Source organism: Dorea longicatena (assembly GCF_025150085.1).
Taxonomy (GTDB): Bacteria; Bacillota; Clostridia; order Lachnospirales; family Lachnospiraceae; genus Dorea_A; species Dorea_A longicatena.
In genome coordinates, this window is sequence record NZ_CP102280.1 from 2,861,756 (window position 1) to 2,878,939 (window position 17,184).

At 38.6% G+C, this 17,184-nt stretch carries 13 protein-coding genes and 1 pseudogene; 2 read left to right on the forward strand and 12 right to left on the reverse strand.

The window, feature by feature from the left end:
- The 7 genes from NQ508_RS13725 to NQ508_RS13755 form a co-directional block, all read right to left on the reverse strand.
- Window positions 1-942, reverse strand: coding sequence for a glycosyltransferase family 2 protein (locus NQ508_RS13725; protein ID WP_006427192.1), 942 nt, complete (start codon window positions 940-942; stop codon window positions 1-3).
- A gap of 30 nt (window positions 943-972) precedes the next feature.
- Window positions 973-1,944, reverse strand: coding sequence for a glycosyltransferase (locus NQ508_RS13730; protein WP_006427191.1), 972 nt, complete (start codon window positions 1,942-1,944; stop codon window positions 973-975).
- A gap of 337 nt (window positions 1,945-2,281) precedes the next feature.
- Entirely contained in the window at window positions 2,282-3,271 is a 990-nt protein-coding gene (locus NQ508_RS13735) for a glycosyltransferase family 2 protein (protein WP_006427189.1), read from the reverse strand.
- A 13-nt stretch (window positions 3,272-3,284) separates the two neighbouring features.
- Window positions 3,285-4,415 carry a glycosyltransferase gene (locus tag NQ508_RS13740; protein ID WP_242654720.1) on the reverse strand — a complete coding sequence of 377 codons (1,131 nt, stop codon included), beginning with the start codon at window positions 4,413-4,415 and terminating at the stop codon, window positions 3,285-3,287.
- Between the two features lie 74 nt (window positions 4,416-4,489).
- Entirely contained in the window at window positions 4,490-5,377 is an 888-nt protein-coding gene (locus NQ508_RS13745) for a glycosyltransferase family 2 protein (protein ID WP_006427187.1), read from the reverse strand.
- Complete coding sequence (locus NQ508_RS13750; RefSeq protein WP_044919818.1) at window positions 5,365-6,471, reverse strand: glycosyltransferase family 1 protein; 1,107 nt, start codon at window positions 6,469-6,471, stop codon at window positions 5,365-5,367. Before NQ508_RS13750 ends, NQ508_RS13745 begins: the two co-directional genes overlap by 13 nt.
- Window positions 6,472-6,481: 10 nt before the next feature.
- Window positions 6,482-7,576: an EpsG family protein gene (locus NQ508_RS13755; protein ID WP_006427185.1), complete on the reverse strand. Its 1,095-nt coding sequence runs from the start codon at window positions 7,574-7,576 to the stop codon at window positions 6,482-6,484.
- Between the two features lie 422 nt (window positions 7,577-7,998).
- On the opposite strand from NQ508_RS13755, the gene NQ508_RS13760 reads away from it, so the two are divergent.
- Complete coding sequence (locus NQ508_RS13760) at window positions 7,999-10,893, forward strand: M64 family metallopeptidase (protein ID WP_006427184.1); 2,895 nt, start codon at window positions 7,999-8,001, stop codon at window positions 10,891-10,893.
- 97 nt (window positions 10,894-10,990) lie between these two features.
- Here the strand turns inward: NQ508_RS13760 and NQ508_RS13765 are convergent, their stop codons facing one another.
- Window positions 10,991-12,703 carry a sugar transferase gene (locus NQ508_RS13765; RefSeq protein ID WP_006427183.1) on the reverse strand — a complete coding sequence of 571 codons (1,713 nt, stop codon included), beginning with the start codon at window positions 12,701-12,703 and terminating at the stop codon, window positions 10,991-10,993.
- A gap of 29 nt (window positions 12,704-12,732) precedes the next feature.
- Window positions 12,733-14,604 (reverse strand): polysaccharide biosynthesis protein, encoded by a 1,872-nt coding sequence (locus NQ508_RS13770; protein ID WP_044919815.1) that lies wholly within the window; start codon window positions 14,602-14,604, stop codon window positions 12,733-12,735.
- Between the two features lie 64 nt (window positions 14,605-14,668).
- On the opposite strand from NQ508_RS13770, the gene NQ508_RS14455 reads away from it, so the two are divergent.
- Entirely contained in the window at window positions 14,669-15,082 is a 414-nt protein-coding gene (locus tag NQ508_RS14455) for a DUF6198 family protein (protein WP_006427181.1), read from the forward strand.
- Here NQ508_RS14455 and NQ508_RS14460 read toward each other — a convergent pair.
- The 3 genes and pseudogenes from NQ508_RS14460 to NQ508_RS13785 all read right to left on the reverse strand — a co-directional run.
- Window positions 15,066-15,137: pseudogene (locus NQ508_RS14460) on the reverse strand (GNAT family N-acetyltransferase); the annotation flags it as partial. The gene NQ508_RS14455 and the pseudogene NQ508_RS14460 sit on opposite strands and share 17 nt — an antisense overlap.
- Window positions 15,138-15,158: 21 nt before the next feature.
- Complete coding sequence (locus tag NQ508_RS13780) at window positions 15,159-16,511, reverse strand: sensor histidine kinase (protein WP_006427180.1); 1,353 nt, start codon at window positions 16,509-16,511, stop codon at window positions 15,159-15,161.
- Complete coding sequence (locus NQ508_RS13785) at window positions 16,508-17,182, reverse strand: response regulator transcription factor (protein ID WP_044919842.1); 675 nt, start codon at window positions 17,180-17,182, stop codon at window positions 16,508-16,510. The genes NQ508_RS13780 and NQ508_RS13785 overlap by 4 nt, the downstream gene beginning before the upstream one ends.
- Window positions 17,183-17,184: the final 2 nt, after the last annotated feature.

Below are 17,184 nucleotides of genomic sequence, written 5' to 3' on the forward strand. Positions count from 1 at the left end.
CTAGTATAATTTTGAGTGTATTCCTGGGAAATATCTCAATAATACTATCCTAACAATTTGTTTTATGTTAAATCTTGCTTTTTTATAATCAATTTGATTATACACCTGCCTATAGTATTCTCTTACCTTATGAAAATCATCTTTATTTAATTTATGATCTATATTTTTTTCAGCATTTGCTAACGCTGCATATAAGCTTAAGAATGCTTCATCCCCATATGGCTGTATATCTCTTTTGATTAAGAAATCCGCTCTCATATAAACAGCCTCAATAAAATCAAAATATCTATTTGAAAACTGCGAACGTCCTAAAATACTCCCTTTTCTGGATAGATACCAATATCCTGTTTTTCCTGTCAATACTACTTTATCAGCTTTATACAATAATTCATGATACACATACGTGTCTTCATAAAATTTTCCATATGGAAATGAGATATTTGCAAACAACTTTGCATCAAATAATTTATTACATACCGATGGCTGATTTAATGTATCAAACCTTCTTATCCCTTCCAACACTTCTTGATTATCTGTTGGATTATAAAATTCTTCTGTACACCCATCATCATAAAAACGCATAATATTACATATCGCTATTTCACTATGAGAAATAAGTATCGCTTGCATCATTTGTTCTAATGCTGTTCTCTCAAGGTAATCATCACTATCTATAAATGAAAGATATTTGCCAGTTGAAACCTGAATTCCTGCATTACGAGCATCTGACAACCCTCCATTTGTCTTATGTATAACTTTTATTCGATAATCTTGTTTCTTCAATTCATCGCAAAGAAATCCTGATTTATCTGTCGATCCATCGTCCACTAGTATAACTTCCAAATTTTTGTACGTTTGCTCTATAATGCTTTTTACACATTTTTCTAAATAATTTTCAACATTGAACACTGGTACAATTACTGAAATTTTATTTGCTTTCATATACTAATCCTCTCATATTTTAGCTAAGAGCTATAGGCCTATTTTTAAGAGGTTTCTTATTCTACACGTAAATGCTAAAGATATCTCCGCCATAGATACCCATATTTCTTGTTTTTCATGAATTCCTCTAAATTTTCTCTTTTTAAACTCATTTTCTCTTAATACTTTTTTACTATATTCAAGTACTTTTTGCACATCATCCTTAGTTCCTGTCCTATAAACTCTCTGAATCTGGTAAATACACGACATCACCAAACAATCATAACTCATTAAAGTGAGTCTTGGAAATTTTTCTTTAATGTATTGATGACGGTATCCTTTGGCTTCTATCGCTTGAATCCTATTCTCTGGTTTTAGCATGTGCATTACAGAGTTGTCCTGTTGTCTATATGCATATAATTTTTCATTACAATGAACTAATTGTTTTGCTCTTCCTATTACCTTATACATCCAAAATTCATCATCAATCTTTTTTCCTTCTGGAAAATACACATTTTTGATACAACTTCGACGGTATAATTTATTCCAAATAAGCTGACGAAAATAATGATCAGCAATATGTTCTCTCATTGCTTCTTCTGAAGAAAAAACTCTAGCCTGTACACTCTTTTCGTCTATAAATAATACATCATCTTCTTCAACAGAAATAAATTCACACTCCACAATATCTATGTCTTCTTCAAAATAGCTTAGTAAATTTTTAAACATATTTACCGACAAGTAATCGTCACTATCTACAAATGAAATGAACTCCCCCTGTGCCAGTTTAAGCGCTACATTTCTTGCTGCTCCAGCACCCGCATTTTTTTGATGAACTACCCTTATCCTAGAATCTAATGTTGCCCACTTATCACAAATAAGCCCACTTTTATCTGGTGAGCCATCATCTACTAGTATAATTTCTAAATTAGAATATGTTTGTGAAACTATACTTTTTATGCATTTATCCAAATATTTTTCAACTTTATATACCGGTATAATTATACTAATCATTGTATTCATTCTGTTTGACTTCCTTTAATCTAACGAATGTTTTTCGAACTTTCTCTCAGAGATTACCTAAGCAACTTTCTTGCCTTTATTTTAATAGTGCAAACCAATTCTGAGTTTTCACAGTATTCTTCTTTTAATCAAATCCTCGAATATATTATTGTTCCACATTTAATTTTCTCTGATTTTAACACTTGTCCAGCTTTTCTAGCCGCATCTCGATATACATCTTCATTTTTGCCAATAATCCTAGCATTATATCTTCTAGACCTCCTGGCAATCGAACCGTTATTCTTATTAACACTTCACAATCATGATTTTCACTGCTTGTATACATGCTATACTTTTCTTAAACATATTTATTTTTCAACAAAATTTTTGCATATATCCTATATAAGATCGGATACATTATTGGTACCTCACATATTAAATGTGCTAATAATTGTTGTTTCCTACTTAACAGGTAAAACCATTCCTTTTTTTCACAGATTAATTTTCTTATTTCATTTTTTTCTGATTTATATTTATTTTTCTTTTCTAAAACAATACTGTTATATACATTAATACATGTTCTAATATAGGCTTTTTGTGTCGGTAAAAACATTTCTTCTTTTGCTAGTGTTAAAATAATTTTCTTTACTCTAATCGGATCAAAAATCCTATGTTCATTTAACTTTTCTCTAGATGCCGATGTGCTTCTTACAATATAATGATACAAGCATCTATCTTCAAATATTGATACTTTTGCATTTAAAAACAAAAGATAGTTCATTAATAAATCTTCATTAATTTTAATATCTTCATTCATTACCGTCGAATGTAACAAGCTGTGGAACAAGTTTTTATGAAAGAGCTTGTTACACAGGCCCGGTTCGACAAGCGAACCGTCCAACAGATCTTTTAGACCTGTTGTCCTGTCTTGTTGTACAAGACAGCCTGTGTTATGAAAATAATTCACTCTTCCATCTTCAAAAATCATTTGATATCCGCAGTGTGATATATCCGCATTATATCTCTTTGCATTATTTAACAGGATTTCGTACATATCTGATTCTATTTCATCATCGCCATCTACAAACCCTATCCATTCTCCCGTAGAACGCCTAACCCCTTTTAATCGGGCACTTGTAACACCACCATTTTCTTGATGTATTGGAATTACTCTATTGTCCTTATCTGCAATTTTTTGAATTATCTTCCAGCTTTCATCACTTGATCCATCATCAACTATTATTACCTCTATATTGGTATATGTTTGCTTTAACACACTTTCAGCAGTTCTTTTTATGTACTTTTCCAAATTATAAACTGGTATTATTATTGAAATCTTTTCATTCATATTATTACATTTCCTATAACGTCAATAACATATTCTCAACTTCTGCTACTGTTTTCTCCGTACTAAACATGTCTCCTCTTTTTTGCGCCTGTTTTCTGTAATGTCTCAACAATTCCGGCGACTTTACCAAACATCTTATTCCTTCATATAATGCTTCATCATTATTTTCTGTAACAATTCCATATTCATTATTTTCTCCCAGCATTTCTTTCATTCCAGAAACTTCAACAGTGCATACTGGTACTCCCAATATTAACGCTTCTGTCGTTGCTGTAGAAAATCCTTCTGCATAACTGGCACATACAAAAAGATCGCATCTACTAATATATTTATATGGATTTATTTGATATCCAAGGAATGTAACATTTTTTCCCAACCCATTAGCTTTTATATAATTTTGTAGGGTTTCTTTTTCAGGACCTTCTCCGAGTATATATGTATGTACCGAATAGTTTTCTGCTATCAGTTGCTTTGTTATACGAAGGATTCTATCAAAGCCTTTACTTTTTAATAACTTTCCAACGCCTACAATATTCACAGTATTTTCTTGATCTATATCAATAGTAATACTCTCTTCTGAAAGCCCACGTATTTTTTTACTTTCATTTGTATTATACAAGACTTGATATGACGCATCTATATTCAATATTTTTCGAAAATCCATTTCCACTGTTTTTGAAACGCTAACAATTTTGTGAAAACGCTTATAACATTTCACTGCTTCCTTCTGATTTCTAAATGATGCTATTGCCCGTTTCGTTGTATGCTGTTCAATGTGAATCCACGAAACCAACTTTACTGATTCATCTGTACATCCACTGATAATTCTTGCACATGGTCCTTCAAGATATGAAACTTCTATATCGTAATGAGCCTTGATAATTAACTTGTGTAATTGTTGCGGAGACAGTAATTTCATAATGTGAGAATTTCCGGGTATCATTTTCTTACACCATGTTTTGTAATGTATTTTATCTCCTAAAAATTGTCGATTCTCACCATGATCAAATAAAGTCATTACGGTTATATCGAATTTTGTATGATCCATATTATTAACAAGATTCACTAATACTTTTTCTGCTCCACCCTGACCAAGATCATGTATAAGGAACAATATTTTTTTCATATTTTCTCCATTCTTCAATAATACCTTCTCAATGAATACTGCGCTCTTAATTTTTATTATATACTATCGTAACAACGCATGTATATCACGTGCTAATTATTAATTGCTTTTTTTCTAATAATAGACGTTAATATACACCCCAATGGTGTACATAAAACGGTAAGTAATTTTCTTGGTGATTCAACAATATACTTTTTATTTCCTGCAATCAAACTACTAGAGCAATAATGTATGCAGTCCCGAATCAATCTCTTCTTACTGGTCGGATAAGTCATTGCCACCTTTCTCAAAAAAGCAAAACCTTTAGGATTTTTCAAATATTGCCGGAACATCGTATTGCTCGAGCCATCCGTTTGATATTCAACATCACATAACACATCATTCATCACAAAAAGCTTATATTTTTGATCAATTAATGTGTATTTATACACCAATCCAACATACTTTTCGCCTTCAAATACTGGATACTGTGGAACACTGTTGATAACATCTGTACGATAAACTAATTTTTTATCTCCCTCTCCACCAGATGCATAATAACCTCCAAGTGTGGTCTCTTTTAATCCATCCGGAAAGCCTTTTCCTATGATTCTTCCGGTATTCATGTCTGCATCCAGTCCTATCAAACCGGCATAATTTTTATTTCTTACTTTCAACCAAGCAGTTTTTATTTTTTTCACAGCTCCTTTTGCCATTCTATCATCAGAATCGATACATACATTTAATTCTGTATGTATATTCTCATACGCAACATTATGAGCTGTATGCATTCCACCATTTTTTTTATAAATATATTGTATTTCAAATCCATTTTCTTTTTTCTGCCACTCTTTTACCAGACTTGCAGTTTCATCAGTAGAACCATCATCTACAATCAGCCAAATAAATTCTTTACATTCTTGATCACACAAGCTTTCATAAGTTCTCGGCAATGTACTTGCTCTATTATAAGCCGGTGTAAAAACTGTTAAAAATACCATTTCTCTTCCCCTGTTTTTTTAATGTAAAAACATTCTAATTGTTTTGCAGCTACACTAATATCATATCCTGCATTTGCGATTTCTCTAATATGATTCTCATGCGTTTTTTCTGATTTCTGCAGTATATAATTTGCCCAATTTTCTACACTATCACTCAATCTCTTTCGTATTACCAGTCCTTTCGTAACTATACATTCTTTTGAAACTTTATCAGATATAATACACTGCATTCCTGATGCTTGCGCCTCAATCATGGTTACCGGTAATCCCTCATACAATGATGGAAATACAAAAACATCCATTGCCTGCATTAATCTATTAACATCGGAACGAATCCCTGTAAAAACAACATTGTCTGCAATTTCCATACTTTCTGCCTTTTCTTTAGCGGTAATAAGTCCATCACCTCCACCGACCAGAAGTAACTTTGAATCTGGTGATTTTTTTAGAATTTCTTTAAATATCTCCAATAAAAATATATGATTTTTAGCCGGTGTAAAATTTCCAACATGACCGATAACTATTTTTCCCAATAATCCCAACTCTTCACGAACGCTTTTATTCACCGTTGTAGTATAAAGATACTTCTCTGTATCTATCGCATTTCTTATGATTTGATATTTCTTTCCAGAAAACATCCAATCTCCCGCCTGTTTTCCACATGCAAAAAGATCTGTCGCAAATCGAGGAATCTTTTTCATATAATATAATTTTATTGGATATTTTATATTCTTTACAGCACTACTAGAATGGCTATGCGCAATTCGAACCGGAACTCCGCAATCTTTCGCACATTGCAACGCTACAGAACTCAGGCAGTCCTGATGTACATGTACAATCTTATATTCCGGATGAGTTCTAAAAAAGCGTCTCAATTCTGCTTTGTATCTTCTACTCCACGGCACAAGCCTTGATACGTGATAGATTCTTCCGCCTAAAGACTTTATTTCCTCGTCATAATCCGCTTCAAATTCTCTATGCACTAGGAAATCGAACTGTACTTTACTTCGATCTATATGACGATAATAATTCATAAGCATCGTCTCAAGACCTCCGCGCCCCATATATGTAACAACATGTAATACTCGAATCATTATTCTCCCTCTATCCCAAAAGATTATTAACACTATACAAATAGAATCCCAGATACCCCACTACCATTACAACATAAATCAATCTTGCTGATCGTTTGGTAAACATATGATCAATCTCCCATGGCAATAAGATATAACTATATAACGAGAAATAAATTGGAAGACGACCAATAAATATTCCACTTGTGAACATAGATACTATATAGAATCCAACAGATACGATTGACATATTCGTACACAGATTAATAACTTTATCATCTTCATTCCGTATAAATCTTAATCCTATTAAAGACAGTACCGATGGCACTGCATACACTAATACACGCAATGCATTCGTTCCATTATCATTCCAACTCTGCCAGTCAGACACAACATTTTTATATTGCGTCTCGGCTAACATAGAATCCAACACATTTGTAAACTGCCCAATACCAGCCACAATTGCAATAACTGCAACCATAAAAAGTAATGTCTTTTTATTCCATGCCTTTCCCTGTGCAATGAAGATAAATGGAATAACCAGTAAAGCGCTCTGATGCATCAATGAGGCAATCAGAATTAAAATAATTGCTTTTGCGTACTTCTTATCCAGTATAAATTTAATTCCTATGAACGTAATCGTAACCGCCAGAAACTGTCGGATACCATTGAACATCCATGAAATGTAATCCGTCGAAGCAATAAATAAGAAAAAGCTTACCAGATATCTGCTGGAATATTTACGATATACATATATCAGCACCCCCGCCTGAATCGCAGCTAATACTATAAAATATATATTAACGTGATTTCCTACAATACATTTGATGACCGCTGACACAAAATAGAAGCCTTTATCCTTCTTTACTGTTGCCATATAAGACGCCATACCACCTAAACTTACCGGCATTTCGGAAAAGCTTTTTTTGTATGCCCACGTATCGCCTATATTTTCTCTATATCCACACCATATAATCAACGGCAATACTGTCACAACCGCCCACACCGGTCTCCACCGATATTCTTTTTTCCCACACACCGTCTCCTCTTGTTTCACCGATGTCAATACAGACAGCATCGCCATCACGGCAACCCATCCGATTATCAATATATAATTCTTGTCCATATTCTTCTCCAAATAATTGATTGATATTGCAGGGATTCTCTTACCTGCTTCATGCGTTCTTCAACACTTAATTTTACCATATATTCCTTAATATTCCAATACAGCACGATAAGCATAACTCACCATTTGTACCGATATCTCGTAATTTATAACGTTTTTTCTTATTTACCTCTCATATTCCATTTCTACCCCTACAAGTTTTATATCACCTTCTTTTCCATTCATAACACTTCGCGTTTTTTCATGTATCTGCCCTTTCTATTCTTTCCGTCATTTTAACCATATTATCCCAACTTTTCCTATTGCATTTGTGCATTTTATATGATATGTTGACTTTAACACATTTGGTGTTTACATGATGTAAGGGAGATAATTATCGTGTAACGCCCAACACACATTGGCATTACTGAAAGGAGGCCTATATGTTTAGAAAAAGTTATTGGAAAAAGAGATTTGCTCCTGTCCTGGCAGGCGCACTGGTGATTTCTTCATTACTGGTACCGCCTGGCCACGCATTCGCAGCCGATCCGGTTACTTCCGAAGAACAGACTGTAAGTCCTGAGACACCGGAAGTTAAGGACGTAACGGATTCCACAGATGCAGCGACCACCGATGCGAACCTGACCACTCCCGATTCCGTTTCGGATTCTGTATCAGATTCTGTAGCCGGTACTTCTGCAACAGATGCTTCATCCGCTAAGGAAGCTGCTAAGCAGGACGTGAAGGAGACAAAGGAAGCAAAGGCAGCTGACGATGCAGTTACCGATCCGATTCCGGACAAGACTCCTCACCTCGTATACGGTGACAAGAGTCTGGCTGACGAAGATGCTTTCGTCCTGCTGATCTTCGGCGACGGCTTCACTGCTTCCGAGCAGGATTCGTTCTATACCAATGCTCAGAATACCGCGGATTATCTGATGGATACTTCTCCTTGGAATGAGTTCAAAGATACGATCAAGATCTACGCTCTCGGAGTTGTATCGAATGAATCGGGCGCAAAAGCAGACACAGCGATCAACCAGGAGCAGGCGAACGCAGACACACGCGACACCTACTTCGGATCTTCATTCTGGTCAGGCGGTATGCAGCGTCTTCTTACGATCAGTTCAGATGGATCTAAGAAAGCAAAGCAGTTATCAGATCAGTACCTTCCTGCAGCAGACTTTAATGTTGTGATCGTCAATGCTACTACATACGGCGGAAGCGGCGGAGATGTATGTGTTGCTTCTCTTAATAATGAATCACTCGAGATGATGCTTCACGAGCTTGGACACACCACTGCCAAACTTTCGGATGAATATTTCGCAGGTGCAAGCTATGCGGCCGAGATGCCGAATATGACAGCTGAGTCTGATCCGGCAAAGGTCCGCTGGTCACGCTTCATCGGTAAGAATGGTGTCGGTGTCTACGAATATGACAATGGCGGTAACGGATGGTACCGTCCACACCAGAATTGTAAGATGCGTTTCCTTGGCAAGCAATATGCTTTCTGTGAAGTGTGTAAAGAACAGATCCGCAAGACCTTCTGCCAGGATTCAAACGTAACGAAGTTATTCTTCCAGCCTTATGCAGACATGTTCTATGAGTCTGACACAGGCAAAGATATGCGTGAATACTTTATCCTCCGCAGAGGCAAGAATGAGATCACAGGCGACAAGCTCGGTGATGCTTTAACGCTTACTTACAAGGATGCGGATGGCAACGTAGTATCCGGTATTCCTGACAAAGCCGGAACTTATACCATCGAAGCTACATTTTCCGGAGACAGCACCTATGAGAAATGCAGTCAGACAGCTTCCTACACGATCGAATTACCGGACCTCATCACTCTCGATGTTCCGTCCAAGGTATACGACGGCAAACCTGCTGACCTTAATTATACCGTTAATTATGATAAAGACTATACGGTAAAAGCACATTATAAAGGAACTGTTCCTTACGCCGCTGAGATCACTTATGACTATGACAGCGACGAAGCACCGGTAACTCCTGGCCGTTACAGCGTAACCCTTACCGCTTATGACAAAGCCACAGGAACTGCGATCAGCAGCAAGACCAAAGACTATGAGATCACCTTCAAGTCTACGACCCTTCAGAATAACGATACAGCCGATTATCCGGGTGCTATGCCTTATTATAACAATAAGACGATCGTATTCTCAGGAGAAGGTTACACAGCCGGCGATCAGTCTCGGTTTGAAGATGTTGCAAAAGACTTTGTGAAGTATTTCCGTTCTACAGAACCTTTCAAAGAAGCTGACACGTACTTTAACTATCACACGGTAGAGACCGTATCCAATGAATCCGGCATCGGTCAGAAAGCCAAAGATACTTACTACAAACTGACTTATGACAAGAATGGTAAGATTGTTCCGACAGACGAAAGTACCGCCGGTGCAATGTACATCGGTAATAATGTCATCACATCTTACTACAAAGCTAATATCGTTATTGTAAATGATAAGAATGTCAAGACAGGTACTACATTCAAGAACAAGCGTTTCACCATCTACACGACAGCAGATGAGGCCGGCATGCAGTTTGCGGCAAATGAACTACGCAATTACTTCACTAACCACGAAGAAGGCTATACTCCTTCTACAGACGCCGAGAAAGATGCGGAAAGAATCGAATTCCTGAAAGCGCTTTATTACACCTGGTATGGATCTGATTACGCTCCGGTATTAAGCCGTGCGTATGACGAGACATTTACGGAGAACGGATCTCCGATCGACCTTGCACCATATTTCCATACTTATGTATTGGGCAAAGATGTAGAGGGCGTTGCTTATAAGATGACTTACTATGCAGATGATAACGGTGCTGTCGGAGAAAAACTTTCCGAAGTTCCTTCCAAGGCAGGTACTTATCATGCGAAAGCGGAGCTTGTCATGGACGATGTGTCCGCGTATGGCGAGCCTTGTAAGAAGGTTACTTTAGACGGTGAGACATATTCGCTTCCTCTGGCACGCGGATGGACCACTTACACGATCCAGGCCAAAGATGACCCGGAGAACCCGAAGCCGGAGAATCCAGATCCAGAGAATCCAGACAAACCGGATCCTGGTACACCGGATGATCCGAAGAATCCTGGAAGCGATAATCCTGGACAGAATCTGAAGCCGAATCAGAACCTGAATAATAACAAGAATACAACCAAGAATATAAATATTAACAAATCAACCAACGGCAAAACTTCTAACAAAGCTGCAGCCAGAACCGGTGATCAGTCACCGGTATGGATGTACACACTTCTTTCTCTGGCAGCACTTGCTGTGATCGCAGCTGTGATCCGTAAGAGAAGATTCCGTAGATAAGGTAGATAAAAAAGCTTAGATAAAAATCTTTAATAAAAGGAAACTCCTTTCTGGCACCTGCCAAAAAGGAGTTTCCTTTTTACCGTCTTTGATTATATTATACTCTCTCGATCCCCTGTATCGTCTTCTTCACAACCTTATCCTTATCGAATTCCCGCGCCATCTTATCTCTGCCGCATACTCCCATTGCTTCGCGTTCTATACGGCTCATCCGGGCGATCTTACTCATCTTACGGTACAGATCATTCCAGTCCTCTGCTTCACACAGAAGCCCGCTCTTATCATCGTCTACGGCTTCCTTACAGCCCGGAATATTGCTGGTAATCACCGGCCGTCCGGTCGCTGCTGCCTCCAGAAGTACATTTGACATTCCTTCATGATAACTTGGGAGCACGACACAGTCGGCCATGGCATAATACGGTCTCGGATCTTCTTGGAAGCCATGGAATACTGCGATCCCTGCATCCACCAGCTTATCAATCTTTTCTTTGTATTCATCTTCGAAGAATCCTACCAAATCCAGAACGAACGGTACTTCTTTTCGCTGTAGTTCTTTCGCTGCATAGAACAGTTCGTCCATTCCTTTTTCCTTCATGATCCTTCCAAGATATAGGAAATGCACTTTGTCATTCTCCGGATATTTCTGATAAGTATAATACTTAAGATTTACTCCTGCCCCTTTAAGCAGACACATCTGTTCCCGACGGATGATCTGCTCCTGCAGGAACACCTTCGCATTTCCCTTATTTTCGAAATACACTGTCTTTGCCTTTTTTAAGGCTATTTTATACATTCTTATAACAATCTCCCGAAGCCCCTTCTTCTGGAATGCAGTTCCGAGTCCCTGTACGTTGACACAATATGGGATCCGCATCTGTCGGCAGGCATATCCTGCATATACATTAGGCTTGATCGAATAGGTAACTACCATATCCGGGTGATGTTCTTTTAATAACCGGCGGTAGGTCAGATACAGCTTCATATCCGTCTTCGGGTTGATCCCACGGCGGTCCACATCCGTCTCGATCATCGTACATCCCATCGCTTTAAAATCATCCTCATGTCCTACGAATGGTGTGCTGATGATCACATCATAATCTTCCATAAGTTTCCCGATCAATTCTCTTCTGAACTGCCACAGCATATAAGAATGATTGGTGATGACCATAAGTTTCTTCTTTGCTCCGGTTCCGCCTTCTACGACTCCGTCACTTCGAAGCACGGAGAATACCGTTCCGATAAAGCAACGGATATCCATAAGCGGCCCCATCTTTTTTACATACTCGCCGTCCAGTCTGGCTTTGACAGGGATCTCAAGTTCATCTCTTCCGTTGATCTGTGCCCATCCGGTAAGTCCCGGTTTTACATCATTAGCCCCGTACTTGTCACGTTCTGCAATCAGGTCATCCTGATTCCAAAGTGCCGGTCTCGGTCCGATCACGGCCATATCTCCTCTGGCAATATTCCAAAGCTGCGGAAGTTCATCTAATGATGATTTTCGCAGGAAACGCCCTACTTTTGTTATGTACTGATCCGGATTCTCCAGAAGGTGTGTCGGCTTATCGTGCGGCGTATCTGTGCGCATGGAGCGGAATTTGTACAGGTTAAAATATTCCTTATGGATTCCTACTCTTTTCTGCGAAAAAAAGACAGGAGCTGTAATCCCGTCTTCTTTCTTGATCGCCACAATAATTGCCAGATAGACGGGTGATAATACCACCAGACCGATCCCTCCAAGAGCTCTTCCTATTATGTTCTTAACCTTCATATATTTCCTTTGTCTGAAAGACAAATGATCCTCTTTGAACATATCTGTTATGCCTCCTGTATTCTCTGGTTCTATTGTGTTGATTTATTTAATTTTGGATGATAGGTCGGAACGATGCTTTCCACGATCAGACGCATATCATCGGTCTCATTCTGTGCTGCGCTCTCAAGGACTCTGAGTGCATGTGCGAGCTTGACTTCATCTACATCGATCGGATGTCCGATATGTATCAGCTTATTCGGTGTATCCGTCATACCTTCTTCGTCCATCAGAAGTTCTTCGTATAATTTTTCTCCCGGACGCAGTCCCGTGAATTCAATCTTGATATCCTGATCGACTTTATAGCCTGACAGCCGGATCATATTCCTTGCAAGATCAAGGATCTTTACCGGTTCTCCCATATCCAGGACGAAGATCTCTCCGCCTTTGGCATAGGCACCTGCCTGAAGTACCAGTGATACCGCTTCCGGAATCGTCATAAAGTAACGGATGATCTCCGGATGTGTGACGGTTACCGGTCCTCCTTCTGCAATCTGTTTTTTAAATAACGGAATAACACTTCCGTTACTTCCAAGTACATTACCGAACCGCACTGCTACATATTCTGTGTTCGATTCTTTATTATAAGTCTGTATGATCATCTCACAGATTCTCTTGGAAGCTCCCATGATATTCGTTGGGTTGACAGCCTTATCTGTAGATATCTGTACAAATCTCTTAACATTCCATTTATCTGCCATTCTGACCATATTATAAGTTCCGAGGACATTATTCTTGATAGCCTCGTTCGGGCTGCCCTCCATAAGCGGCACATGCTTATGTGCTGCCGCATGATAGATGATCTCCGGACGGTACTGTTCGAAGATACTGTTGATACGGTTCTCATCACGTACAGAACCGATCAGCACCACCAGGTCAAGCTTCGGCTGTTCCCTTAACAATTCCTGCTGGATATCATATGCATTGTTCTCATAGATATCGAAGATGATCAGCTGCTTCGGGCTGTGCTTTGCGATCTGTCTGCATAATTCACTTCCGATCGAACCTCCGCCGCCGGTTACCATAATTACTCTTCCTGATACATAATCCATGACCTCGTTCAGATTGACATAGACTTCATCTCTTCCCAGAAGGTCATCGATGTTCACCGGACGCAGCTTACTTACCCTGACCTCACCGTTGACCAGCTGATATACTCCCGGCAGGATCATAAGTTCACAGTTTGTATCCTGACAGATCTCCACGATTGGTCTGATCTTTGCTGCATTTGCCGATGGCATCGTCAGGATGATCTGCTGGACATTGTATTTCTTGACGCTTTTCTTGATACTGTTCCGATTGCCGACAACCTTGACTCCCTTAATATATCTTCCAATCTTATACGGATCATCGTCTATGATACAGACAACCTTCTGATCCAGATATTTACTGTTCTGAATCTCTGTGATCAGACTTCTTCCGGCCTCTCCTCCGCCGATGATCATGACTTTCTTTCTCTTTGACCATGGGAATGTACGGTTCTGTCTGCGCAGACGTATCAGTCGGTAAGATACTCTTGTTGCCCCGATCAGGATCATCAGATAAATTGTATCCAGTACATACCAGCTTCTTGGCATAACGCTCCATGTAAATGAGATGATGACAATCTTCGCTACGGCCGCCGCAAGACAGGCTGCGATCAGACTGAATACTTCTTCAATCCCTGCGTACTCCCATAAACTACTGTAGATACGGAAAAGTGAAAATATAATTAATGTTATGACTATGGTGAATGGTCCGTATTTATAGATTACTTTTAAGAATTCTTTCGGAATCTGGCTGAAATCGAACTCAAAACGTGTCAGTAATGCCAGAATTGATGCTGCGATAATACATATGATATCAAGTACGATAAGACCTATTCTTCTTATCAGTAATTGATAATTTATTTCCTTTTTTTTCATACCCATTTCCCTTTTGTTAATTATTCTCAATTAATAATTATAACATACTTTTTCGGCTCATAAAATGCCAGTTACTACAATCTGCCTCTTCTCATCTAATTTTCTTCTAATTCTGAAATGTTACAACAACGTCTTTCCCGTCTGCCACATTTTTAAACATACTCTTGATTACTTTCTTTGCATTCTTGTCGGATACATTGCAGACTTTATTTGTTATGTAGCGAATGATGTAGTGCAGATTCAGATGAATCTGCCACTGCGTATCCTTGCACTGCTGCTTGCTCAGCTGATGGCATCTATGGGAGTGGCATTATATATGGTCGCAGATATGGGAATCGCTCCATATGACAGTGTCGCAATTATAATCGAGAAACTGACACATCAGAAAATTCCATTCCATAAAGCAAGGATTACAATTCACCAATTCTTGCAAGGCTCATATCCAGAACGGATACGAGCCTTTCTTTTTCACCAGTAGCTTCATCCAAACCTTCACATTGAATAATGAACCCTTCTCTTTGGTAAAAAGAAATTGGATATACAGCGATAGCCCCTTATATTTTCGGAAATCGGAAAATAAAACTCGTTCCGATACCTTCGATACTTTCGACGTGAATGGTTCCATTGTGGAGATTTACAATCCAGCGCACCATAGAAAGACCGAGTCCGGTACCTCCATTTTCTCTGGAACGGCTTTTGTCTATGCGATAGAAACGCTCCCAGATTCTGTCCAGGTGTTCCTCACTTATTCCAATACCATCATCTTTCACTTCACCGACAATCTGGTCATTTTCGACCTTCAGGATAACATGGATATGTCCATTTGTTTTTCCGTAATTGATGGCATTGGTTATTAAATTCATCATCATACGCAAAATCAATGTCTGGTCGCCGTTCATAAATAAATCGTCCTGCTTTTGCAGGGTGATCTCAATATTTTTTTCCTGTGCTTTTGTCTGCAGTTCTTCTATTACAAGTTCGCTTAATAATCCAAAATCCAGTTTTTCCATCAAATGCTGCTCGCCCTGTTCGTTTCTGGCGATCATTAACATTTCGTTTGTCAGCTTTGACATTCGTTTTGCCTGCTTTAAGATGACTGCAATCTCTTCCTTATCTTCCGCAGATAAGTTTTCATTTTCCAATAAGTACTCACACTGGGAAATGATAACAGCAACGGGAGTCCGCAGTTCATGGGATACGTCTGATGTGAATTGACGTTCCTTCTCAAACGAAAATTCCAAGCGCTCGAACATTTCGTTAAATTTCTCCGACAATTCGTATAATTCATCTTTTGCTTTTGGCAGAGACAATCGTTTGGAAAGATCTTTTCCATTGCTGATGTTTTCAACTTCATCGCAGATAAGATCCACCTGTCTCAATGCCCGCTTGATCATAAAATATCCGATGGCTCCAATCAGAATAATGAGTAATGGGAATACAATCAACAGCATTTTCTCGGATGTCTGCATGAAAAGTTCTATAGAATGTACGGAGGTAATTCCTCGTACCCACATTTCCTCATCATCACCGTAAGTGTAAACGCTGTCATATATCATCCATTTTCGATTTGATCCGGATATCATTCGCGGTGTATTCGACTTGAGGATAGTTTCTTCTGGAAATTGGGTTGGAATCGTTCCATAAAGTAAGCGTCCGTTTTTGTCATAAATACAAAACATAATACCGTCATCGTAAAATTCGGTATCGCCGTCAAGATAAAAGGAATCATCCTGAAAATTAATATTTGAAGAGAAACCAGTCACTGCGGCACTGATTTCTTCTTCTGTCGCAGAAATTCCAACCTTATCCACAAAAAGAAGGACGAGAACTAAAATAGTCCCAAGAACTACGGCAATGATTCCGGTGTACCATAGCGTAATTTTTTTCTTGATCGTCAGCTGTTTCATTCGTTTTCCCTCATTACATATCCGACACCGCGAACAGTGTGGATGAGTTTTTGTTCATATTGTGCATCGATTTTTTTTCGCAAATAGCGAATGTATACGTCGATCACATTGGAACCACCTTCAAAATCAAAGTCCCACGCATTCTGTTCAATCTGCTGTCTTGTCATTACGATATTTTTGTTGCGCATAAGACATTCCAGAACCATAAATTCTTTTGCAGAAAGATCAATTTCATTTCCGGCTCTTGTAACCTTTCTTGTGTCACGATCCAGAATAAGATCTGCTATTTTTAGTTGATTGGATGTAAATTGTGGCTTTCTACGCATCATGACACGGATTCTTGCAAGCAGTTCTTCAAATGCAAATGGTTTGATCAGGTAATCATCGGCACCAAGATCCAGTCCTTTGACGCGGTCTTCAATGCTGTCTTTTGCTGTCAGTAACAGAACCGGTGTATCATCTTCTCGTCGCCTTAATTCTCTTAAGATTTCATATCCATCCTTTCCCGGCAACATGATATCAAGAATAATACCATCGTAGGAAGTCATATCGATATAATCCATCGCTTCCAGACCATCCCCACAGGCATCTACACTGTAATGTTCCTTGACAAGCCTTTTTTTGACAATGTTTCTTAAATCATTCTCGTCTTCTACAATCAGTAATCTCATAA